This is a genomic window from Pseudomonas sp. 31 R 17 (assembly GCF_900004915.1).
GTDB lineage: Bacteria > Pseudomonadota > Gammaproteobacteria > Pseudomonadales > Pseudomonadaceae > Aquipseudomonas > Aquipseudomonas orientalis_A.
Map to the genome: position 1 here is coordinate 1 of NZ_CVTN01000069.1, position 23110 is coordinate 23110.

At 61.9% G+C, this 23110-nt stretch carries 21 protein-coding genes; 14 read left to right on the forward strand and 7 right to left on the reverse strand.

Annotated elements, in window-relative coordinates; all coding sequences use genetic code 11:
• Window positions 1–258, reverse strand: a 258-nt coding sequence (locus BFP89_RS16995) for a retention module-containing protein (RefSeq protein WP_141689099.1), incomplete at its 3' end; no start/stop codon positions are given.
• A gap of 343 nt (window positions 259–601) precedes the next feature.
• On the opposite strand from BFP89_RS16995, the gene BFP89_RS17000 reads away from it, so the two are divergent.
• From BFP89_RS17000 to BFP89_RS17035, 8 genes are all read left to right on the forward strand, one after another.
• Window positions 602–1954: a TolC family outer membrane protein gene (locus BFP89_RS17000; RefSeq protein WP_368389277.1), complete on the forward strand. Its 1353-nt coding sequence runs from the start codon at window positions 602–604 to the stop codon at window positions 1952–1954.
• 40 nt (window positions 1955–1994) lie between these two features.
• Complete coding sequence (locus tag BFP89_RS17005; protein WP_065886608.1) at window positions 1995–4151, forward strand: type I secretion system permease/ATPase; 2157 nt, start codon at window positions 1995–1997, stop codon at window positions 4149–4151.
• Entirely contained in the window at window positions 4141–5505 is a 1365-nt protein-coding gene (locus BFP89_RS17010; RefSeq protein ID WP_065886609.1) for an HlyD family type I secretion periplasmic adaptor subunit, read from the forward strand. The genes BFP89_RS17005 and BFP89_RS17010 overlap by 11 nt, the downstream gene beginning before the upstream one ends.
• A 198-nt stretch (window positions 5506–5703) precedes the next feature.
• On the forward strand, window positions 5704–6570 hold the full coding sequence (locus tag BFP89_RS17015; RefSeq protein WP_065886610.1) for a TauD/TfdA dioxygenase family protein: 867 nt from the start codon (window positions 5704–5706) through the stop codon (window positions 6568–6570).
• 60 nt (window positions 6571–6630) lie between these two features.
• Window positions 6631–7551 (forward strand): LysR family transcriptional regulator, encoded by a 921-nt coding sequence (locus BFP89_RS17020; protein ID WP_065886611.1) that lies wholly within the window; start codon window positions 6631–6633, stop codon window positions 7549–7551.
• A gap of 239 nt (window positions 7552–7790) precedes the next feature.
• Complete coding sequence (locus BFP89_RS17025; protein WP_065886612.1) at window positions 7791–9326, forward strand: MFS transporter; 1536 nt, start codon at window positions 7791–7793, stop codon at window positions 9324–9326.
• A 15-nt stretch (window positions 9327–9341) separates the two neighbouring features.
• Window positions 9342–10400 (forward strand): HlyD family secretion protein, encoded by a 1059-nt coding sequence (locus BFP89_RS17030; RefSeq protein WP_065886613.1) that lies wholly within the window; start codon window positions 9342–9344, stop codon window positions 10398–10400.
• Complete coding sequence (locus tag BFP89_RS17035) at window positions 10397–11839, forward strand: efflux transporter outer membrane subunit (protein ID WP_065886614.1); 1443 nt, start codon at window positions 10397–10399, stop codon at window positions 11837–11839. Before BFP89_RS17030 ends, BFP89_RS17035 begins: the two co-directional genes overlap by 4 nt.
• Window positions 11840–12319: 480 nt before the next feature.
• Here BFP89_RS17035 and BFP89_RS17040 read toward each other — a convergent pair whose 3' ends face one another.
• The 3 genes from BFP89_RS17040 to BFP89_RS17050 all read right to left on the reverse strand — a co-directional run bounded on the left by BFP89_RS17040 (window position 12320) and on the right by BFP89_RS17050 (window position 15943).
• Window positions 12320–13009, reverse strand: coding sequence for a hypothetical protein (locus BFP89_RS17040; protein ID WP_065886615.1), 690 nt, complete (start codon window positions 13007–13009; stop codon window positions 12320–12322).
• 70 nt (window positions 13010–13079) lie between these two features.
• Window positions 13080–13784 (reverse strand): DUF3142 domain-containing protein, encoded by a 705-nt coding sequence (locus BFP89_RS17045; protein ID WP_065886616.1) that lies wholly within the window; start codon window positions 13782–13784, stop codon window positions 13080–13082.
• Entirely contained in the window at window positions 13781–15943 is a 2163-nt protein-coding gene (locus BFP89_RS17050; RefSeq protein WP_065886617.1) for an outer membrane assembly lipoprotein YfiO, read from the reverse strand. The genes BFP89_RS17045 and BFP89_RS17050 overlap by 4 nt, the downstream gene beginning before the upstream one ends.
• Window positions 15944–16134: 191 nt before the next feature.
• Between BFP89_RS17050 and BFP89_RS17055 the strand changes: the two genes are divergently transcribed.
• Window positions 16135–17715 carry a glycosyltransferase family 39 protein gene (locus BFP89_RS17055; protein WP_065886618.1) on the forward strand — a complete coding sequence of 527 codons (1581 nt, stop codon included), beginning with the start codon at window positions 16135–16137 and terminating at the stop codon, window positions 17713–17715.
• 116 nt (window positions 17716–17831) lie between these two features.
• Here the strand turns inward: BFP89_RS17055 and BFP89_RS27630 are convergent, their stop codons facing one another.
• Together BFP89_RS27630 and BFP89_RS17065 are read right to left on the reverse strand one after the other, a co-directional pair.
• On the reverse strand, window positions 17832–18125 hold the full coding sequence (locus tag BFP89_RS27630; protein ID WP_083208090.1) for a type II toxin-antitoxin system RelE/ParE family toxin: 294 nt from the start codon (window positions 18123–18125) through the stop codon (window positions 17832–17834).
• Window positions 18122–18400: an antitoxin of toxin-antitoxin stability system gene (locus BFP89_RS17065; protein WP_065886620.1), complete on the reverse strand. Its 279-nt coding sequence runs from the start codon at window positions 18398–18400 to the stop codon at window positions 18122–18124. The genes BFP89_RS27630 and BFP89_RS17065 overlap by 4 nt, the downstream gene beginning before the upstream one ends.
• A 421-nt stretch (window positions 18401–18821) precedes the next feature.
• Between BFP89_RS17065 and BFP89_RS17070 the strand changes: the two genes are divergently transcribed.
• The 5 genes from BFP89_RS17070 to BFP89_RS28630 all read left to right on the forward strand — a co-directional run bounded on the left by BFP89_RS17070 (window position 18822) and on the right by BFP89_RS28630 (window position 22660).
• Complete coding sequence (locus BFP89_RS17070; RefSeq protein ID WP_141689100.1) at window positions 18822–19442, forward strand: protein rhiA; 621 nt, start codon at window positions 18822–18824, stop codon at window positions 19440–19442.
• A gap of 120 nt (window positions 19443–19562) precedes the next feature.
• Complete coding sequence (locus BFP89_RS17075; protein WP_065886622.1) at window positions 19563–20228, forward strand: hypothetical protein; 666 nt, start codon at window positions 19563–19565, stop codon at window positions 20226–20228.
• The gene (locus tag BFP89_RS17080; protein ID WP_065886623.1) at window positions 20225–20884 is read left to right on the forward strand and encodes a hypothetical protein; all 660 of its coding nucleotides are present in this window, start codon (window positions 20225–20227) and stop codon (window positions 20882–20884) included. The genes BFP89_RS17075 and BFP89_RS17080 overlap by 4 nt, the downstream gene beginning before the upstream one ends.
• A 9-nt stretch (window positions 20885–20893) precedes the next feature.
• Window positions 20894–21469, forward strand: a complete 576-nt coding sequence (locus BFP89_RS17085; protein ID WP_065886624.1) for a hypothetical protein — start codon at window positions 20894–20896, stop codon at window positions 21467–21469.
• 84 nt (window positions 21470–21553) lie between these two features.
• Window positions 21554–22660, forward strand: a complete 1107-nt coding sequence (locus tag BFP89_RS28630) for a DUF1906 domain-containing protein (protein ID WP_141689101.1) — start codon at window positions 21554–21556, stop codon at window positions 22658–22660.
• Here BFP89_RS28630 and BFP89_RS17095 read toward each other — a convergent pair.
• A complete protein-coding gene (locus BFP89_RS17095) occupies window positions 22657–23109 on the reverse strand; it encodes a hypothetical protein (protein ID WP_065886625.1) in 453 nt (150 codons plus the stop codon). The two genes, BFP89_RS28630 and BFP89_RS17095, sit on opposite strands and share 4 nt — an antisense overlap.
• Window position 23110: the final 1 nt, after the last annotated feature.

Genomic DNA, 23110 nt, shown 5'->3' on the forward strand with positions numbered 1-23110 from the left:
CGACGGCGCGGCCTGTTCGGTGGCGGCGGCCAGGTCGGCGGTGGAGTCCGGCATGTCGGCGCTCCACTGGGTGTCGCGACCCAGGTCCAGCGTGCGTCCGTCAGCCAGTTCCAGGCTCACTGCGCCCGACAGGCCCGTATCAATCTGGTCGCCCGCAAACAGGCGATCACCCTCAACCAGAACACGGCGTGTCCCTTCCGGAGAAATAACGAACACTTGACCAACAATGCTTTTGACGATGGCAACAACATTGCTCATTAAATATTTCTCCGGCGATCCGTTTCTGATGATTCCATGTGGCCGCTCAAGAGGGAGGGCCAAACTGGAGGGGGCGTAGTCTGAACAGTTACTGACGTCAAATTATTGGCTAGAATTTTTAGCTATCTAGTTTATGCCAAACTATTGACCTTATGGTCGCCATCCTAAACAATCGCCCCCGTAATGTCACATTGATATTTATGCGGCGAACCGTCCTACATGTGTGAAGCAGTTCCGCTTTTTGAACTTTCCGACGTACGGTCATTACGCTAGCCATTATCCGACGCGGCGGCGCCAATCGCTGTGATTTGAGACAAGAAGTCCTGGGGAATTTTTAATGCGTCTGCACCTGTTCAAGGCAATACCGTTCGTTCTCGCCGCCAGCTTTGTACAAGCCCAGACGCTGCCTCAAGCCATGCAGCAGGCAATGGATGTGCATCCTGAAATTCAAGCGGGTATAAACAGCCGCATCGCCGCCGATTACCAATTGCGTGCGGCGCAGGGTGGGTATCTGCCGCGTGTCGATTTGAATGCCGGCTATGGCCGTGCGGGCACCGACAACGCTTCCACCCGCGCCGCCAATGGTACGGGCGGCAACCACTGGGACACCCTCAATCGCGGTGAATCCAGCCTGCGCCTGCAGCAAATGATCTTTGACGGGTTCGCCACCTCCAGCGAAGTCGGGCGTCAACAGGCCAACGTCAACTCCCGTGCCTATTCGTTGCTCGGTACGTCCGAGCGCACCGCGTTGACCGTTGCCCAGGTCTACCTGGAAGTGCTGACCCGCCGCGAGTTCGTGCGCCTGGCCGAAGAAAACCTGCGCAACCACGAACGCATTTACGATCAGATCAAGTTGCGCACCCAGCGCGGCGTCGGTAACGGCGCCGATCAGGACCAGGCCGAAGCGCGTCTGGCCCAGGCCCGCAACAACCTGATCACCGAGCAGACCAACCTGGCGGATGCGCAAACCAACTACCTCAGCGCCGTTGGCGAGATGCCCGACCAGCTCGAGCGCCCGGCGCCGTTCATGGCCATGCTCCCGGCCGACCTGAATGAAGCGCGGCGCCAGATGCTCGACAACAGCCCGGTGCTGCGCTCGGCCGAGTCGGACATCTCCGCCGCCGAGAAGCAATACGCGGCCGCCAAATCCAGCTTCTATCCACGCTTTGACGCTGAGCTGGGCACCAACGCCGACAACAACGTCTCCGGTGACGCCAACCACAGCAACGGCTGGGAAGCCATGGTGCGCATGCGCTTCAACCTGTTTGCCGGCGGCAGCAACAAGGCCGACCTGCAATCGAAGTCGTACCAGGCCAACCAGGCCCTGGACATCCGCAACAACGCCTTGCGCCAGCTCAATGAAGAACTGGGCCTGGCCTGGAACGCCTTGAACAACGCCAACGCGCAACTGCCGGTGGCCCAGCAGTACGTGGACCACAGCACCCGCGTGCGCACGTCCTACCAGCAACAGTTCAGCCTGGGCCAACGTACCCTGCTGGACTTGCTCGACAGCGAGAACGAATTGTTCACCGCTTCGCGTCGACTGGAAGAGATCAAGAATATTCAGTTATTTACTCAGTACCGAATCAAGGCGACCATGGGCGAATTGCTCAAAAGCCAAGGCGTCGTCGCTCCAATGGCCTCCGTCGTGCAAAACGATGTGAAGCCCAAAGTCCAACTGCCTGGAATGAACTGAGTCACCCCATAGCCCCATCTGTTAGTCGAGAGTGCCCCGCGTGGAATCCGAAGTCAGTCGAGTTCATCTCAGTCATGATCCACGCACGCTGCACGACGATCCGTTACTCGACGGCTTGTTGGCACTCTGCGCCCTGCATCAGAAACCGGCCAGCGCGGCCATGCTCACCACCGGCCTGCCGCTGCCTTCGCAGCGCCTGAGTGCCGAGTTGCTGTCGCGTGCCGCCGCGCGGGCCGGCCTGCAGGGGCGGCTGCTGCAACGCAGGCTCGAACAGATTCCGGCCATCGCGTTACCGGCCCTGCTGCTGCTCAAGGACGGGCGCAGTACCGTGCTGCTCGGCTGGGAAGGCGATGATCAGGCACGGGTGCTGCTCAGCGAAAGTGATGGCGGTGAAGTGCTGATCAAGCGCGCGCTGCTGGTCGACGACTACACCGGCAAAGTCTTCTTTGCCCAGCCGCAGCACAAATTCGACGTTAACCACGGCACGCTGATCCCCCGGGCGCGCTCCTGGTTTCGTGACACGCTCAAGCGTTCGCGCTGGCTGTATACCGATGCCATCGCCGCCAGCTTCCTGATCAACATCATCGCCATGGCCGCGCCGCTGTTCGTGATGAACGTGTACGACCGCGTGGTGCCGAACCAGGCCACCTCTACGCTGTGGGTGCTGGCCGTGGGCATCTGTGGCGCGTATCTGTTCGATTTGGTGCTCAAGAGCCTGCGCAGTCTGTGCCTGGACCTGGCCGGTAAAAAAACCGACCTGATCATCTCCGCCACCCTGTTCGAGCGCATCGTCGGCATGTCGATGAAGTACCGCCCGGCGCGCGTCGGCAGCTTTGCGCAGAACATTCATGAGTTCCAGAGCCTGCGCGACTTCCTCGCCTCCCTGACCCTCACCAGCCTGATCGACCTGCCGTTCACGCTGCTGATCTTCCTGGTGATCGCCCTGCTCGGTGGCCATTTGGTGTGGATTCCGGTGCTGGCGTTCCCGATTGCCCTGGGCATCGGCTACGCCCTGCAAAAACCTTTGGTCGCGACCATGGAACGCACCATGGCCCTGGCCGCCGAACGCCAGTCGAGCCTGATCGAAACCCTCGCCGGGCTGGATGCGGTCAAGGTCAACAATGCCGAGAGCGAACGCCAGTACGGCTGGGAACAGACCATCGGCACCTTGAGCCGGCTCGAACTGCGGGTGAAATTGCTGTCGGGCCTGTCGATGAACATGACCCTGCTGATCCAGCAACTGGCCGGCGTGATCATGATCGTGTTCGGCGTGTACCAGATCATCGACGGCAACCTCAGCATGGGCGGCCTGATTGCCTGCTACATGCTCAGCGGCCGCGCCTTGAGCCCGTTGGCCTCGCTGTCGGGCCTGCTCACGCGCTACCAGCAGGCCAAGGTCACCATGACCTCGGTGGACCAGATGATGGAGCTGCCTCAGGAGCGCAATTTCGAAGAGCGCCCCATGAGCCGTCGCACCCTGCAAGGCGCAATCGAGTGCCGGGGCCTGAATTTCACCTACCCGAACCAACAGAATCCGGCGCTGAAAAACATCAACCTGGTGATCAAGCCAGGGGAAAAGATCGGCATCATCGGTCGCAGCGGCTCGGGCAAAAGCTCCCTGGCCAAACTGATCGTCGGCCTGTATCAACCCGACTCCGGCGCGTTGCTGGTGGACGGCGTGGACGTGCGCCAGATCGACGTCAGCGAACTGCGGCACAACATCGGCTACGTCGCCCAGGACATCCAACTGCTGGCCGGCACCCTGCGTGACAACCTGGTCAGCGGTGCGCGCTACGTCGAAGACGAGATGGTGCTGCAAGCCGCCGAACTGGCCGGTGTGCACGAATTCGCGCGCCTGCACCCGCAAGGCTATGAACTGCAGGTCGGCGAGCGTGGGCAGAACCTGTCCGGTGGCCAGCGCCAGAACGTCGCCCTGGCCCGTGCATTGCTGCTCAACCCGCCCATCCTGCTGCTGGACGAACCCACCAGCGCCATGGACAACACCGGTGAAGAACGCTTGAAACAACGCCTGCATGCCGTGGTGCAAAACAAGACCGTAGTCCTGGTGACGCACCGTGCCTCGCTGCTGTCCCTGGTGGACCGCCTGTTGGTGGTCGACCGTGGGCAGATCCTCGCGGACGGCCCGAAAGCCGTGGTCATGGAAGCGTTGAAGAAGGGGCAGATCAGTGTCGCTTAATTCCATCAAAAGCGCGGTCGGGCGCTACTTCAAAGGTTCCGACTCGCTGCAGGGCCAGCCGCTGCCCGAGGTCAACAAAGCGCTGATCGAAGATGCGCCGCGGGTCATCCGCCTGACCATCTGGGCCATCATCGCGTTCTTTGTGTTCCTGGTGGTGTGGGCGGGTTTCTCCGAAATCGACGAAGTGACCCGTGGCGACGGCAAGGCGATTCCGTCGTCCAAGCTGCAGAAAATCCAGAACCTGGAAGGCGGTATCGTCGCCGAGCTGTACGTCAAGGAAGGCCAGATCGTCGAGGCCGGTGCGCCTTTGATTCGTCTGGACGACACGCGGTTTGTGTCCAACGCCGGGGAGACCGAAGCGCTGCGCCTGGCCATGCAGCTGCGCGTCGAGCGCCTGAGTGCGCAGGTGGACGACCGCCCGCTGACGATTCCCGACGATGTGCTCAAGGCCGCGCCCAGCCAGGCCGCCAACGAGCGCTCACTGTATGAAAGCCGCCGCCAGCAGTTGAAAGACGAAGTCGGCGGTTTGCAGGAGCAATTGGTGCAGCGCCAACAGGAGTTGCGTGAGTTCACCTCCAAGCAAAGCCAGTACCGCAGCCAGTTGTCCCTGCAACGCCAGGAAATCAACATGTCCGAGCCGCTGGTGGCCCAGGGCGCGGTGTCGCCGGTGGAAGTGCTGCGCCTCAAGCGCGCCGAAATGGAAACCCGAGGCCAACTGGACGCCACCACCCTGGCGATCCCGCGCGCGGAATCGGCGATCAAGGAAGTGCAGCGCAAGATCGACGAGACCCGTGGCAAATTCCGCAGCGAAGCCCTGACCCAGCTCAACGAAGCGCGCACCGAACTGAACAAGGCCGAATCCACCGGACGCGCCCTGGAAGACCGCGTCAGCCGTACCCTGGTCACCTCGCCGGTGCGCGGTATCGTCAAGCAGTTGCTGGTCAACACCGTCGGCGGCGTCATCCAGCCGGGCAGCGACATGGTCGAAATCGTACCGCTGGACGACACCCTGCTGGTGGAAGCCAAGATCCGCCCGCAAGACATCGCCTTCCTGCACCCTGGCCAGGAAGCGGTGGTCAAATTCACCGCCTATGACTACACCATCTACGGTGGCCTGAAGGCCAAGCTCGAACGCATCGGCGCCGACACCATCACCGATGAAGACAAGAAAACCACCTACTACATGATCACCCTGCGCACCGACCGCAGCCACCTGGGCACCGATGAGAAACCGCTGCTGATCATCCCCGGCATGGTCGCCTCGGTGGACATCATCACCGGCAAGAAAAGCATCCTCAGCTACCTGCTCAAGCCGATCATCAAGGCGCGGGCGGAGGCGTTGCACGAGCGGTAATCTCTATAGGCTGCTCGGGCCTCATCGGGGGCAAGCCCCCTCCCACTTTGAATGTATTCACAAATCAAGTGTGGGAGGGGGCTTGCCCCCGATGAGGCCCTCAGCATCACCAATGCATATGGATATGCCCTAACAGTATTTTAAACTTCCATTCTCAGGCCTATAAATTCACTCCCCTGTCCGCCGGAAGTGAACCCAATGCCCGCCACCCTTCAAACCTTCGACATCCGCCCCTTCCCCGGCAGTGTCGGCGCCGAAATCGTCGGCCTGGATCTGTCCCAACCCGTCAACGACCAGGACTTCGCCCGCATCCACCGCGCGCACCTGGACCACCACGTCATCGTGTTCCGCGACCAACGCATCACCCCTGAACAACAGATCGCTTTCAGTCGGCGCTTTGGCGTGCTGCAGATCCACGTGCTCAAACAGTTCCTGCTGGCCAACCACCCGGAAATCCTGATCGTCTCCAACATCATCGAAAACGGCCAATCCATCGGCCTGGGCGATGCGGGCAAGTTCTGGCACTCGGACCTGTCGTACAAGGAACTGCCCAGCCTGGGCTCGATGCTGCATGCCCAGGAACTGCCGTCCGAAGGCGGCGACACCCTGTTTGCCGACATGCACAAGGCCTGGGAGCAACTGCCCGAGCACCTGCGCAACGCCGTCGAGGGGCGCCGCGCCGCGCATTCCTACACCGCGCGTTACAGCGAAACCAAATTCGAAGGTAACTGGCGCCCGACCCTGACCCCGGAACAGCTCGCCCAGGTGGCCGAAGTGGTGCACCCCATCGTGCGTACCCACCCTGAAAACGGCCGCAAGGCGCTGTTCGTCAGCGAAGGCTTCACCACCCGCATCGTCGGCCTGCCGGATGACGAAAGCCGCGACCTGCTGGCCCAGCTCTACGCTCACAGTGTGTTGCCGGAAAACATCTACCGCCATCAGTGGCAGCCCCACGACCTGGTGTTCTGGGACAATCGCTCGTTGATCCACCTGGCCGCCGGTTGCCCGAGTTACCTGCGGCGCAAATTGTTCCGTACCACCATCCAGGGCGATGCGCCGTTCTGAACCGGTAAAGCCTGCTAGGATTGCGCCCAATTCACTCCCGATCGATCACGAGTGCTTGGCATGCAACTACCGGACATGAACCTGCTGGTCGCCCTCGACGCCTTGCTCGATGAAGGCAGCGTGGTGGGCGCGGCGCGGCGGATGAACCTGAGCCCGGCGGCCATGAGCCGCACCCTCACACGTATCCGCGAAGCGGTCGGCGATCCGATCCTGGTACGCGCCGGCCGCGGCCTGGTACCGACCCCCAAGGCGCTGGAGCTGCAAGGCCAGGTGCGCACTGTGGTGGAGCAGGCGGCGTTGCTGTTTCGCTCGGCCGATCAAGTGGACTTGAGCACCCTGCGCCGCCGCTTCAGCGTGCGCGCCAACGACTTTTTTATCGGCGTGTATGGCGGTCGCTTGTTCGACACCATGCAGCGCGTGGCGCCGTTCTGCGAACTGCGCTTCGTGCCCGAAGGCGACACCGACGACGAAGCGCTGCGCGAAGGGCGATTGGACTTGCGCGTGAGCAATACCCTGCCGGCGAGCCCCGAAGTGAAGGTGCAGAACCTGTTCTCGACCACCTTCGTCGGCTTGGCGCGGGAAGATCATCCGCTGTTCGACGCAGAGATCACCGCCGCGCGGTTTGCCAGCTATTCCCACATCAGCATCTCGCGGCGCGGCATCGCCCGTGGGCCGATCGATACCGCGTTGAACGCCCAGGGCCTGGAGCGCCGCGTGGCAATGATCGCCCCGGGCTTTCACGGTGCGATGTTCATGCTGCCCGACTCCGACCTGCTGCTGCCGGTGCCCAAGGAAGCGCTCCTCAGCGCCAGGCGCCTGAAGCTGCCGTTGCGCGCATTCCCGCTGCCAATCTCATTGCCGACGCTGGTATTGGCCCAATCCTGGCACCCACGCTTCGACAAAGACCCGGCACACAAATGGCTGCGCGAAACCATGCGCGAAAGCTGCCACGCCACCTGGCTCGAAGCCCAGCCCACCTGAAATCCCAAGCCAAGCCGGGAAAAATGTGGGAGGGGGCTTGCCCCCGATAGCGGTGTGACAGTCACCTGATGTGAAACTGAAACACCGCAATCGGGGGCAAGCCCCCTCCCACATTAAAAGCTCTGCATTATCCGGTGGATTGCGTCTGACGCACTTATAAGCTGACAACAAGTAACTTTTTGTCATGCTAGAGCCTGATTAAACTGCTCGGGTATTTCTTTATTCCGAGTTACCTGTCCATGACCTCCCTCGCTGCCCCCGCCTTCGAGGCTGCAGCCAAACCCACTGCGCCCAGCCCACCCGTGTTCGGCTCGCGCATCATCATCGGCCTGCTTGGCGTGTTGTTGGCGGTGCTGGTGTCCGGCCTCAACGAGATGGTCACCAAGGTCGCCCTCGCCGACATCCGTGGCGCGCTGTACATCGGTTTTGACGAAGGCACCTGGCTGGTCGCCGCCTACACCGCCACCTCTGTGGCCGCGATGGCGTTCGCGCCGTGGTGTGCGGTGACGCTCTCGCTGCGCCGTTTCACCCTGTGTGCCATCGGCCTGTTTACCCTGCTCGGCATCCTGTGTCCGTTCGCACCGAACTACGAAAGCCTGCTGCTCCTGCGCACGGTGCAAGGCCTGGCCGGTGGCGCGTTGCCGCCGATGCTGATGACCGTGGCGCTGCGGTTCCTGCCGGCCAACGTCAAGTTATACGGCTTGGCCGGTTACGCCCTGACGGCCACCTTCGGCCCGAGCCTGGGCACGCCGCTGGCGGCGCTGTGGACCGAATACGTCGGCTGGCAATGGGCGTTCTGGCAGATCGTCGGGCCTTGCCTGTTGGCGATGGCCGCTGTGGCCTACGGCTTGCCGCAGGATCCGCTGCGCCTGGAGCGCTTCAAGCAGTTCAACTGGCGCGGTCTGCTTTTGGGCTTCCCGGCCATCTGCATGCTGGTGATCGGCCTGTTGCAAGGCAATCGCCTGGACTGGTTCGAGTCAGGCCTGATCACCTTCCTGCTCAGTGGCGGCACGCTGCTGATGGTGCTGTTCATGCTCAACGAGTGGTCGCAGCCGCTGCCGTTCTTCAAATTGCAGATGCTCGGCCTGCGCAACCTGTCGTTCGCGTTGATCGTGCTGGCCGGGGTGTTGATGGTGTTGACCTCGGTCATCATCATCCCGTCGAGTTTTCTCGCCCAGGTCCAGGGTTACCGCCCCCTGCAAACCGCGCCGGTGATGCTGCTGATGGCGCTGCCGCAACTGATCGCGCTGCCGCTGGTGGCCGCGCTGTGCAACCTGCGCCGGGTCGATTGCCGCTGGGTGCTGGGGATAGGCCTGTGCATGCTGGTGCTGGGCTGCATCGGCAGTTCGCACCTGACGTCGGCATGGATTCGCGATGATTTTTATGGCTGGTACCTGCTGCAGATTTTCGGCCAACCGATGGCTGTGCTGCCGCTGCTGATGCTGTCCACCGGCAGTATCCAGCCCATCGAAGGGCCGTTCGCCTCGGCCTGGTTCAACACCGTCAAGGGCCTGTCCGCCGTGATCGCCACCGCTGTGCTGGATACGCTGACCACCCAGCGCGGGCATTTTCACTCGACCATGCTGGTGGACCGCCTGGGCAATTCGCCCCTGGCCGACGGCGACGCGCCGGGCCTGGCGCAGCGCCTGCACGCGCAAGTCGTGGTGCTCACCTCTTCGGATCTGTATGTCGTCATGGCCGGTGTCGCGGTGGCGCTGATCCTGCTGATTTTCTGGATGCCCACGCGGATTTTTCCGCCTCGCGCACCGACCTGACCCCAAGGATTTCTCATGAAACGCAAAGACAAAATCGCCGTCTCCGTTATCGCTGTGTTTGCCGTCGGCGTGCTGGTGTACCTGGTTGCGCCAGGCCTCCTGGGCAACCGGCGCCAGGCCACCAACGACGCCTTCGTCGCCGCCGATTTCACCCTGGTCGCCCCTCGCGTGGCCGGGTTCATCAAGGAAGTGCTGGTGCAAGACAACCAGCGCGTCAAGGCCGGCCAGCTGTTGGCGTTGATCGACGACCGCGACTTTCGCGCCGCCGCCCAGGCCGCCGACGCCGACACCCTGGTCGCCCAGGCCCAACTGAAAAACGCCAGCGCGACGCTGGAGCGCCAGAGCTCGGTGATCGCCCAGGCCCAGGCGACCGTGGCGGCGGACCGTGCCGAAGTGGCCTTTGCCGAACACGAACTGAATCGCTACAACCACCTCGCCGGCGTCGGTGCGGGCACCGTGCAGAACGCCCAGCAAGCCAAGACCCGCATCGACCAGGCCACCGCGCGCCTGGCCAAGTCCACGGCAGTGCTGGCCGCCGAACGCAAGCAAGTGGAAATCCTCACGGCCCAGCGTGACGCCGCCGAAGGCGGGCTCAAGCGCGCTCAGGCCGCACTGGAAATGGCCAGTTATCAGCTGTCCTACACACGTATCGTCGCGCCGGTGGACGGCATGGTCGGTGAGCGGGCGGTACGGGTCGGCGCCTATGTGACCCCGGGCAGCAAGATCCTCGCGGTCGTGCCGCTGGCCGAGGCCTATGTCGTGGCCAATTTCCAGGAGACGCAACTGTCCCACATGCATGCCGGCCAAACCGTGCAAGTGCGCGTCGACAGCCTCGACGGCGAGTTGCTCAACGGTCACCTTGAAAGCCTGGCGCCGGCCACCGGGGTGACCTTCGCTTCGGTCAAGCCGGACAACGCCACCGGCAACTTCACCAAGGTGGTGCAGCGTATTCCGGTGAAGATCGTGCTGGAGCCCAATCAGCCGCTGACCGAGCGCTTGCGCGTCGGTATGTCGGTGGAGGCCAGTGTCGACACACAGGCGGTCGCGCCCCACCCTGAGGTGGCCCAGCAATGAGACAGTTCGCCTGGCTCACCTTGAGCCTCATCAGCCTGAGTGCCTGCACCGTCGGCCCGGATTTCCAACGGCCGCAAGGCCCGCAGGTGGCCCAATGGAGTGAGCCCCAGGGGCGTCAGGCAGCCAGTCGTGCCAGCAGCGACCCGTTGCAGGAGCGCTGGTGGGACGTGTTCCACGACGAGCAGTTGTCAGCGCTGACACGCCGCGCCCTCAGCGATAACCTCGACCTGAAGCTGGCCAGCAGCCGCCTGCAACAAAGCCGCGCGGTGCGCCAGGTGACCACCGCCGAACGCTACCCCAACGTCGATGCGGGCGGCGGTTACCAGCGCAAGCGCAACAGCGCTAAAGGCTTGAACGACCCTTCCGGCGAGAACGGCCGCTCGGCCTTCAGCCAGTGGGACATGGGCTTTTCCGCTGCCTGGGAGCTGGACTTCTGGGGCCGGGTCAAGCGCGAGACCGAAGCCGCCGACGCCACCCTGGACGTTGCCGAAAACGACCGCCGCGCCGTGTTGCTGTCGGTGCTGGCCGAGACCGCGCAGGACTACATCCAACTGCGCGGCGTCCAGAACACCCGCGCCGTCACCGAGCAAAACCTCGACGTCGCCCGCCACAGCCTCAAGCTCTCGCAACTGCGTCTGGCCGACGGTGTGGCGACCGACCTGGACGTGGCCGAAGCCGCCGCCCAGGTCGCCGCCATCGAAGCACGCCTGCCCGATCTGCAGCAGCGCCAGGATCAGTTGATCAACGCCCTGAGCCTGCTGATGGGCGAGCCGCCGCAAGCCCTGCACGCGAAACTGTCCAAGGACGCGGCCGTGCCGCAGACCCAGCGCCGGGTCGCCATCGGCCTGCCGTCGGAACTGGCCGAGCGCCGCCCGGACATCCGCCAGGCCGAAGCCCGTTTGCACGCCGCCACTGCCAGCATCGGCGTGGCCAAGGGTGATTTTTACCCGCGCATCACCCTGTCGGGCAGCCTCGGCTCCCAGGCCCTGCAACTCTCGGACTTCGGCTCCTGGGGCTCACGCGCCTTCGCCTTCGGCCCGCAATTGAGCCTGCCGCTGTTCAACGGCGGGCGCCTGCAAGGCATGGTCGATTTACGTGAAGCCCAGCAACAGGAAGCGGCGCTGGCCTACCAGCAAACCGTGCTGCGCGCCTGGCATGAGATCGACGACCAACTGACCCGCTACAACGCCAGCCAACTGCGCCGCGACAGCCTCGCCGAAGCCGTGCGCCAGAACCAGATCGCGCTCACTACCGCGCAACAGCAGTACGTCGAAGGGGTCGCGGATTTCGTCAATGTGCTCACCGTGCAAAGCGCGCTGCTGGCGACCCAGGAACAGTGGGTGGAAAGCTCCACGGGCGTGTCGTTGGCCATGGTCGGCTTGTACAAGGCGTTGGGAGGAGGGTGGGAGTCGGTGTATCCGTTGCAGTCTGTTCAGTGATCGGAGGAAATCGGGCGTACCCACAAGACCTGCGTTTCGCTGTGCTCCAGTAATTTGGATTGCTGCTACGACGAATGGCCAAAGGTGGTGTCGAGCGTAACCTACGTTTGGTAATAGCTTTTTTACGTACGCAATAACATGAACGTGACGTCGTCTTCGGTTGCGCACCCGTCAAGGGTACGTTCTACGACGGCCTTGAACTGATCTTCGGCTGAGAGTTCGGCCCAGAATCCATCTGTCGCCATGATCCATGTCGTGTCTTGGGCAACGTGCATGGATTGAATGTGAGGCTCATGAGCCCGTCGGTGGCTCATGCAGTTGAGCAGTGTTTTGCGGGCTGGAGAGTTGGCCATGAGCGAATGGCTCAGATCGCCTCTCCAGTGGTGCATCCACCGACAAAGGCAACTTGCTCACATAACTCTTCGCCCAGGGCCTCGGCAACCTCCTCAAGCATTTGCAGCATCATTGTTCGGTTGGACGTCACAGTATCCACTCCCGCAGCATGGCGTCGGCGACTTTGGTCTCACGCGGTCCGCCGATGCGGATGGCATCAACGAGGGCCAGGAAATGATAGAGAAGCTCGTCTTTCTTCACGGCGCCGGGAACGGTTTTGTACAACGGTGTAATTGCCTGCCCTTTACTTTTTCCGTAGGCATCTGGCCAGACGGGAATAAGGTCGCCTCCGCTCATCACTTTGCCTGCCAATACCGGTGCGGCAAAGGCCGTTGGAATGCCTCGGACGATGGCGCCAGGCTTAACCGGAAAAATATAGCGAATGCTGTGCGTAACCAAATCCAGCAGCGCTGTGCTTCTTACCAGCGGGATTCCATCGATGTGCCTCGTATAAATCAAGCCGATTTCCCTGCAACGATTCAGGGATGAAGACACTTCGGTTTTGCTCAGCCCCAAAGCTGAAGACAGCGCTCTCACAGAGTAGTTTTGCGAAGCGTGTTCTTCAGAATCCTCGTCTGCGTCATCCCACCCGCGCCAGTCATCCATTGTTGAAAGTTGAACGGTTTCGAAGTTTTCAATATAGGCCGCAAGACTTTGAATACCGAGGGCCGCGGCGTCTTTCTCCACAGAAAACACCCGTTTTTTTACCCGCTCCCCTTTGGCCCGTAGTTCGAGGCTGATCAGTTTGAACAGGACTACGATGTCTTGACTTTTCATATGGCCCCAAAAGTTAGTGTCCTCTGTCCGCGGACAGAGGACACTTTCTTGCATAAATTTAACCGACGTGTCAACGATTCTGCAAAAACACCACATACCCCCGAAACCACTCACTCCCCTGCAAATACCCCGGCGCCTCCCACTCTCCACCCTGAATCAGGCCGACCTTGAACGGCACGCCCATCCGGTTCATCCGGGGCAAATAGGCTGCGTAGTCTGGAATGCTGTGGCGTCCCTGGTAGGTCTGCACCACCACTTCATCCACCACGCCCTTGAGTTGGGCGATGGCGGCCGGGTCGGCGTTGCTGCTCCAGTCCATCAAGCCGGTGATGCTCAAGCGCAGGTCGGCCGGCAGGCGCTGGCGCAGGTCGCGCAGGAAGGCGGCGTATTCGTGCAGGTATTGGGTGCGGGCGTCGAAGTCGATCTGGATGCCGACCACCGGGTTGCCCGCGTCACGCCAGCGTTGCACCTGGCCGAGCAGTTGGGTGTAGACCGGTTCCGGCCAGTGCAACGTGTGGGCGCGGTAGACCACCCAGATAGTGCCCTGGGTGATGCGCGGCACGCTCATGCCCTGGGCGATCAGTTGCACGCCGCGTTGCGGTGCGCGGCGCGTGGAGTTGATCTGGCCCTGGAGGATGTACAGGGTTTTGGCCTGCTTGATCACCGGCTGGGGCGTGACGCCGCTCCACAACCAGAAGGCGTCGTAGTCTCGGGCGTCGACGGCGCCGAAGGCCGGGCTCGCCAGCAACAGCAAGCCCAGCCACAGCGACTTCACCAGTAGTACTGCAGCGATTTGCCCCACTGCGTGTCGGCGTAACCGCTCTTGAGCTGGCGGAACCAGCCTTTGCGCACGGCCGGCGCCACGTCTTCACCGCCGCAACTGTTGTAGCCGGCCGGCGCGTAGCAGTTGATGGCGCGAAACAGTGCGTAGGCCTTGTCGGTTTTCGGTGCCTTGGCGTTGGCGATCACCTGCTTGTAGCCGTCCAGGCGCGAGAAGGTCTCACCCTTGAAGTCCGAGGCGGTGCTGCCCAGGCTGCCGGCGGCGCGGGGTTGTTCCAGGGGCATGCCGTCCAGGCTATTGCGCAGGATGAACTCACCGAAACAGTTCAGGGCGTGGGGGTTTTTTGCATCCTCCTGCAAGGTAGCGGCGGTTTGCGCGATGGCTGGGCAGGCGTAGCCGGATTCGGCCTTGTCACCGTTCCACTGGAACAGTTTCAAGGTCTGGCCGCTGGTGTAGGTGTAGCCCAGGCTGGTGCCGAGCTTGTCTTCGGACAACGAGGCTTGCTTGAGGTCGTCGGCAAAGGTCGCGAACTGGCGGTGCAGCAGGTCTTTGTAGAGCAGCACGAATTGTGCGCTCTGGCGTTCGGTCGGGTCGCTGGCATTGGCGATCTGCTGGCGCAGCAGGTCGGGGCCGGCGACGTTGCGCAGCAGGATGTAGCGCACCTGTTTGGCGCTGATCGGCGAGTCGGCGGCGAATACCTTGGCCAGTTGGCCGCTGCGCTCGTAGTTCATCGCCAGGGCCAGCTCCAACTGGTCGCGTTGCAGCGGTTGCCTGGCCAGCGGCAGCAGTTGCAGCCACAGGGCTTGCGCGCCTGCCCAGTCTTGTTTGGCTTCCAGGGCCAGGGCGCGCAGGGTTTGCTGGCTGAAGGCGAAATAGTCCAGGGTTGACGGCACTTCCGCCGGCAGATGCTTGAGGGCAGTGTCGGGTTGATGCTCGACATACAGGGCATACGCCGCTTGCAGGTAGTCGAACAATGCCGGCTCGTTGGCAAAGGTGCTCTTTTGCTTGTCGAGGTCTGCGCGGCTCAACAGGGGCGGTGTGTGGGCACGCATCGCCATCAGGTCGCTGACCACCTGCAGCATCGGGCTGTTCGTCGATGTGTTGCCGGCCATCAGTAACTTGAGGTCGGCTTCTTCGACCAATTCGTCCACGCTCACATTGCGCTGGGCGTCGGTGGCCTCGGTCAGTTGCCAGGTGAAGTCTTCGGCAAGCCTGGCATCGTCGTTCGCCAGCCAGTGCACCCGGCGCAGCAGGCCACGGGCGGAGGCCACGTAATCGCCTTGTGGATACGTTTTCAGGTAAGCGAGAAAGCCTTGTTCGGCGTCGTTCAACGCGGGCTTGTCCACCTGCTCGCGCTGCGGCATGCCGTATTCGTCGAACGCTTGGGCCTGGGCCTGGTTCAACGAGGTGCGCGCGGTCATGTACAGCGCCGTTTCCTTCAGCCAGGGCGCATCGCTGGTCGCGGCGGCGGCGAAACCGCGCTCGGCGTCACCGAAGCGGCCACTGTAGAAGTCAGCGGCGGCCTGCAAATAAGTGCGAAACAGGTGGGTCTTGGCCGAGGGCGTCAACTGTGCGTCCACCACCTGGCCGTCCCAGTCGCAGGTTGTCAGCAGTTGCAAACGGGCCTTGACCAATACGTCGCGCTCAGCCGGCGGCATATCGGCCTTGATCACTTGGCTGATATACGCCGTGGCGCTGTCGTCATTGTTGCTGCGGCAGCGGCTGCCTTCACCATTGAGGAAGGCTTCGCCGGCGGTCTTGTATTCCTCGCGCTTGATGCCCAGCGGCTGGAGCAGGGTGTCGAGCTCGGCAGTGCGTGAATCGTCCGCGTGGTTATCGGGCTCATCGCTCGCGGCTGGAATCGGCATCAGGCGATACACCGGAAACGGCACCGGGCCGAACCCTTGGGCCAAATCCTCTTCGCCCAAGGCATTGGGCGTCAGCGGCGCGGCTTTTTTATCGGCCAGCAACAGGCGCAGGTTGACCCGGCTATCGTTGCCCGGGCTGAGGAAAGGCTGGTTGCTGCACGGTTCGAGACTATCACGCGAGACCCGCCAATCGGGGTAGCACGAGTCGTCGGAACTGGCTTGGGCCGCCAGGGGAATAATGGCCAGCAGGGCCAGAGCCAGAGGTGACAGCAAACCGATGCGCATAACGTTTCCTTGATCCTGAGTCCGTGGAGGAGGGCAATCATAGCCTGATCCTACGAGTGCTTCGGTGAAGGCCTACGCAAATTGTTGATTTGTCTGATTCCAGCAACGGGCCCACCGCTTTTGGCCTAAAGTGGCGGTGTTTGCGCATGCGCAGGGTTTGTCCTGTAGAGGGCAGTCGTAACGGAGTCGATATGCGTCGGTCGGTGGTAGAGCAAAATGAAAAAGTCCGGGTCTTGCCTGCATTCAATCGCCTGACCCGGGACGGCGCCGGGTGGCTCAGCCGCCTCTGGTGGGTGCCGATCCTGGCGCTGGCCATGGTCCTGCGGTTCTACCACCTGACGTCGGCGGCGATCTGGGGTGACGAAGGCTCGAGCCTCTTGCTCAGCGAATATGCGCTGGCCGACCTGTGGTTTCACGCCGCCCACGATGTGCATCCGCCGCTGTATTTTGTGCTGCTGCGCGGCTGGATCGAAGTGTTTGGCGACAGCATCTGGTCGATCAGGAGCATGAGCGCCATCCCCGGTGCCGTCGTGGTGGGCCTGGGGATCTGGCTGACGCGGCAGCTGTCCACCCGTCGCGCCGCGCTGCTGGCCGGCATCCTGCTGGCGCTGCTGCCGACGGCGGTGCGCTACAGCCAGGAAGTGCGCATGTATTCGCTGCTCGGCGTATGGCTGTTGGGGGCGACGCTGGCGTTGGTCTACTGGCTGCGCCAACCCGAGCGCACACGCTACCTGGCCGCTTATGTGCTGTTGATGAGCGCCGGTTTCTATACCCATTATTTCACCGCGCTGTGTGTGCTGGTGCACTGGGCGTACCTCGGGCTGCACTCGCCAGGCCCGCGTCTGATCACGCGCCCGGCATGGTGGGTGGCCAACGCCACGATTGTGGTGTTGTACCTGCCCTGGCTGCCGAACCTTCTGGACCTGGTGCAGCACGTCGAACAGCTCAAGGTAGGCGGGGACATTGGTTGGGAAGAGCCGGTCAACCTGCTGTCCCTGCCCTCGATGATCTGGCAGTTCGTGCTGCAGGATGAAGGCGTTGATTTCTGGGCGCCGCTGTTCTGGACCTTCCCGCTGTTGTTGATCGCGGTGGTCTGGGTGACGGCATGGCGCAACCCCGGGGCTCGTTTGCCTGCGTTGTTTTTCTTGCTGCCGTTGCTGTTGGTGTACGGCGTGTCGTTTATCTCGCCGGTCTTTATCGAGCGCTATCTCACGGTGTACGCCCTGGGTTTGCCGATCGTCCTGGCGATGGCCATCGACCGCTTGCCGTCACGCCTGTCATGGTTGGGCGCAGCGCTGTTGGTGCTGTTTGTGGGCATGGAACTGCTGGGCCTGAAGAACAACTTCGAGGTGGATGAGCAGGATCAATTCAACGTGCCGGTGGAGTTCGTCAATCGCAATTACCAGGAGGACGACCGCATCGTCCTCAGCGACATGATGTGGTACCTCAGCTACGTGTATTACGACCAGACCGACGCGCAGTTGCAGCTTTACACACCGCCCAAACCCGACGGCACCTCGACGCGACCGAATGCCTATGGCTTCGGTACGCTGGTGGACCAGGACGGCGGACGCATCTACCTGGATCGCCTGTCAGCACTGCCTGTCCAAACGCGGCGGGTATGGTTGATCAGCAGCAACGAAGCGCCGGATGAATTCGCGCCGCTGCCGAACGGCTGGCGCGAACTGAGTCGCCAGGACGGCGGTGGTGCCAGGGCGCGGCTGTTTGTGTTGTGCAATGTGCCGGCGCCGCAGCCTGAAGGCTGCCGCTAGACGAAGGCGTGAAGGTCTGGAGTGTCTGGCGGTGGCGTAAAAATGCTGATCGGCTGGCGGTTCCTCACGCCGTCACTGCGGACCAGGGAGCATTCAGCTCCCGTGCGCTTAAGGCATCAATCAGGCGTGTCACTTTCGGGAGGCCACTGGCGAGCGGTATGCACCAGAGCTACGATTCTCGCCACGCTTGGCTCAAGTTGATAAACCAGGCGGTAGCTCGGGTGCGGAATGACTTCGCGTGTGCCCGAGATCCGACCCAAGGGGCCAATTTCCGGATTGTGGGCCAAGCCAGCCGCTGCAATACTGAAACGCCGGTCCATATCGGCAGCGGCCTGTGGGTTTTTATCGAATAGGAAATCCCAGATATCTCGACGGTCCTGCGCTGCTTCGGGTGTCCAGGCGACCCTCATTCCTGGTTATCTACTTGAGCGCGCCTTGCCGCGAATTCAGCTTCCAAAGCTTCATTGGAAATCTCTCGGCCCGCTAGTATGGATGCGCGCGAGGCATCGACTTTGCGCTGTAAGAATTCGTCATATTCTCTGGATTCCTGTTGCGCCTGTACGAACTTACGCATCATTTCGCGCACGATTTGCGATGCCGGGCGATGAGAGGCTTCGCATTCCGCCATGAATTGGTCGCGCAACTCCGATTCGAGTTTCAGTGTGAAGACGGCTAATTTGGACATGTACAAGTCCCTCCAATTTTGTATGGACGAAGTATATACATCGTCATTACCTATGAGTGGGCGACATGAGGTGAGGTGACTGACGGTCGTAATCATCAGGCCGGTTGCACAGCCCCAATCATCACCCTAACGTCCGCCTCGTCGCCGCACATCGGCGATCGGATTTGGCGATCCGTACATCTACCCCACGAAACAGCCCGCAGCCGCAGTCGCATCCGTATCGGCACTGAGCTGCTGGAAACCCTCACCGCCAAAACGGATAGCCAGAACCTTCATCACTTGGTCACGGCCGCACGCTCCCTGTAATGCAATGTAATGTCCTGTAATACCCCCACCCCCTCAACCTGCCAATACTCCTCCCACGGACCCTCACCGCGACCAGCGGCCGTACCCTCAATGGCATACGTGGAGAATGATCAACATGGCTACCCCTACCCCCTACCGTCTGACCCTGAAAAACAACTCCGTGAACCCTTGGACTTTTTACGTCTACCAGACGGTACCGAATCAGTCCGCCAGCAACATCTTCTCGCTGGCTTGGTTCGCCAGCCCCTTCACTATCGCTAAAGGCACTCAAATCACTTTCGAGTGGACGATCGACTACGGCTTCGTATGGGGCGCGGTCGGTGAGGTGACGCCGGGCGTAACCTTCAACGCTTCGGATTGCGTAGACGCCAACCTGGTCGACAGCAACACGATCAAGTTTTCCAACAGCGCCAACACGCCGTCTTTCAGCACTCCGGCCAAAGGCAGCCCCTCCGGTTCGCTGGTGATCACCGCTGACAACTCAGTGCCCAACAAGAAATTCACGGTGGGCATGAGCGTCGGCGGTTCTGCTGCATTCGTCATGGAGGCGGGCCCGAACCTGACTCACCATTTCACCCCGACGCCGACCTACTACATCGCTGCCGGTTTCGAAGTCAAAGTCGGTACCGTTCTCGATGTCACTACGGTGAATCCGACCCAACAAGTGATTTTCCCTGACAACATTTATGCGCTGTCCTACGCCCTGGGTACGGACAACCGCTGGGTGAGCGCCTAAGCGGCATTGCGGCGGCGTTCGGGTAGCCCTGGCGCTGCCGTCGCCGGTGGCGGGCGGGTCTGGCCTTAGCGCCAGCCTTGCCCGTGATCGGTTTACGCCCTCAGCTTTGGAAAAGACACTATGCCCAGCAACCCCCACTACACGCTGTGGTTTGTCAATCAATCACTACGCAGTGGCCAAGCGTGCCTGTATCACGACCTTGCCAACGCCGCCTGTAATCAGCAGGGCGTGCGCCAGCATGCGTGGCGCGTCGCCGGGGTCAATCCGGGGGTGGTGGTCTGTTTTGAGTGGTGTCTGGACTACGATTTTGTCTGGCTCGATGACAGCGAGGCCACCAGCAGTTGCCAATTCGCCAGCGCCGAGCCCGAGATGGGAAGTGCTGTAATACTTGCCCAAACGCACTTTGGTTACGAATTTCGCGAGCGTCCCGAACCCGCGCCCAGTGGCCAGTTGATCATCCAGGGCGACCGCAGCTTGATCGCCACCCTGGCTCCAGGCGCAGGCCTGGGTATGCACGGCGGCGCCACACTCAGCGTGAACGCCGGCCCGAATATCACCACTGTATTTGCGCCGACGCGCAAGGCGCAGCTGGCCTACTGGATCAGCTTCGGTGCCTATGACCTCAAACCCAATGCGCCCCTGCATCCAGCCCAGTTCAACCTGCCGGCGCGCATACGCTTTCCTGATCAGGTTTGCACCATGACGGCGGTCCTGGATGCGCAAAACGAGTGGACGCTCAGTACCGGTGAACCGTCGCCCAATCAGTTCAGGCAGAGCCAGCCATGAAGGCACCGATCTATAGCCTGCGCCTGGCAAACGCCTCCGACCGCGACTGGACCTTCTTCATCTACCAGGCTGCCGTCACGAAGGACGAGCGCATCGCCTCCCTGGTATGGATCGCCAGCCCCAGCCTGGTGCCGGCCGGTTCCCATGCGCTGCTGATGTGGCACGCCGAGCCCAGTTTCATCTGGTCGACCCATTCCCAGCACCCGTCGCCCATGCCCTTTACCGCCAGCGGTCAGTGCGTCGTCGACCTGGGGGCGGACCATGGCGTGCTGTTCAATCTGGACAACAACGCGCCCAGTTTTGAGTCGTGCACCCGCGCGGTGGCGCCGGGTCCGTGGACCATCGCGGTCGAGGACAACGTGCCCGACCACACCTACCTGATCGGAACCTGCATGGACGGTGCCGGTACTTTGGTGAGCACTGCAATGACGTCCCGGCAATACGACTTCACCCCCGCTTACTGCATAGCGGCCGCCAACCATGTCGGCGCCGCCAGCGTGGTCGACCACAGTCGCCACCACCCGACGCTGAGGGTCCATTTTCCCGCTGACGTCTACGCGCTGAGTTTTTATCTGGATGAACACCATCACTGGCACCCAGGCGCCAAAAGCGGGATTTCCCCGCCATGCATTGATCGCTACCGTCCCGCTCAATAAGGAAAAAACATGACTAATCACATCAGCATCGGCGCCATTACCACGCCAAATCCCACGCTCTTCGTCGACATGGCCACATTGGATGCCACGGACCCCGACGCGGTGGAGTACCTCATTCAGACGCAGCCCCCCGGCTCCAACTGGTTTTACGTCAACCAATTCTGCTCATTGCTGACCACTTACTGGCTCAACGATCCAAACAGCCCGCAGGTTTACGGCCTCTCGAACCTGGTCGACGCCGTCAAGATCACAGCGGCCGGGCAACTGATCACACTGCTGGGCCTGGACAGTCAAACGAAGGAAGCGCAGCTGTCTATTGCCAACGCCAGCGTCGTCCTGCCTGCCGCCTTCGTTACAGCACTACCAACGTATCCAGCAGGAACCAAGATTTGGGCCGGCAACAATGTGCACGTGCTGGGCTTTCTGATTACTCCCTCAACCACTCCCGGAGCGGATGTGCCCTTAACGTATACCGCTTACGACTCCAACATCGGCGTCGTGCAATTGGGACTGCTGCTTGCAGACTTGCCCCAGCGGCTGACAAAGATGGGCTATACCAGCCTGGTGGTAGGAGTGCCGGCATAAACGGCCAGGGCGCCGCCAGTCCGGCTGGCTGGCGCGCAACCTGCTCCAGGGGTTCAGTCCCGATCCCCCGTACAAGGAACGCACATGCCTGCTATTGCCGTGAACCAACGCGTCGTCCAGGGGGCGCTGAGTCAAGTCCCTTACGGGCATTCCATCGGCACCGATAACTGCTCGATTGGCGTGGGAATGATTGCGCGAATGAGTGACGGATCGTCCTGGTGCGCTCACTTCAACTGCAGCCTGCCAGGCACTCTCGACCAATTGGCGGCCATCCAGGCCGCCACGTTTTCGACATTGAGCGGCGCACTCCGCAGCGCGCCCTTGAGCCTGGATGCGTGTACCGGCGGCCAACTGAAGGGCGGCACCGCCGCGATCTGGGCCGGCATACAGCAATACTTCAACCAGGCAAAAAATCGCAGTTCGACACTCACCGACATCAAAACCGGCTGCAACGGCATCTATGCCGACCGCACCAAAGGCGTTCGCTGCCTGGGGGCTGCAGAGCACCTGAGCGGCCACCCAGCCCCGAGCAACAGCAAGGCCACCGTGCCGCCACCGCTCCAGGGTTTTGATACCGATAGCGTGCTGGATGAAAAGATGGTGCTGGAGTTTGTTTCGCGTCATTACGGCTTTTGCCTGCGTTACCTTTCCCATGAGGACAACGCGAACAAAGGCGATCTGAGTGCCGACGAAGCGCTGCTTATCCGACAACACGGCCTCGGGCTGATGCCGGTGCAGCATGTGCGCGCCTACCCCTGGTCGCCGACCGGCGCGTTGGGCAAAGCGTATGGGCAATACGCCGTGGCCCACGCCCAGACCGTCGGCATACCCCACGGCGTCAGCGTCTGGATGGACCTGGAAAACGTCAATATCAAAAGCGCGGCGCAGGCGGTGATTGACTACTGCAATGCCTGGTTCCTGGCTGTGAAAGACGCGGGCTACTCGCCCGGCCTCTATGTCGGCGCCAATAGCGGACTGAGCGGCGAGCAGCTCTACCAATTGCCGTTCCAGGCCTACTGGAAATCCATCAGCAGCGTGCCGGACATTCCGGGGCGCGGCTACCAAATGGTGCAGTCGATCCCGCCCAAAGCAGTCTCGAGCAAGCTGCCGATAGCGATTGATTCGAACTATGCGACCACCGATAACAAGGGCGGGTACCCGCAATTATGGCCCGCCCTGCTCCCATCCTAGTGGGTTGACGGCCAGAAGCGGCCCTCCAGCGCCGAACCCCGCGTGATTTGAAAGTACAGGCTGCCGATGCGCAATTCGCGACGCCGCCGCTCGATCAGCTCGGGTGCCTGGCCGGTGGCCGCGATGGCCCTTCGGAACTGGGTGCGGGCGCGAAAAATGTGGATATTCAAGTGCGCCTCGTCGATGCCCAGGCTTTGGGCCAGCTCCGCCGTCTCGATCCATCCCTGGCTGGAGAGGTCCAGCCCGCGTTCGGCGTCCCGCAAGCGATGCCTGGCCAGCGCCAGCACGCTGTAATGGTGGGTGCGCTCACCCAGCGCGATCGATGCGACCTGCGTCGCGACCTGCAAGGTGACGTGTTCCTCGTTCAGGCTCACCGCAAAATCGAGGCGCAGCGCCTCCTGGCGCGCCGCAACATCCGTGTCGGTTATCGGTTCTGCTGAATTGCCCATG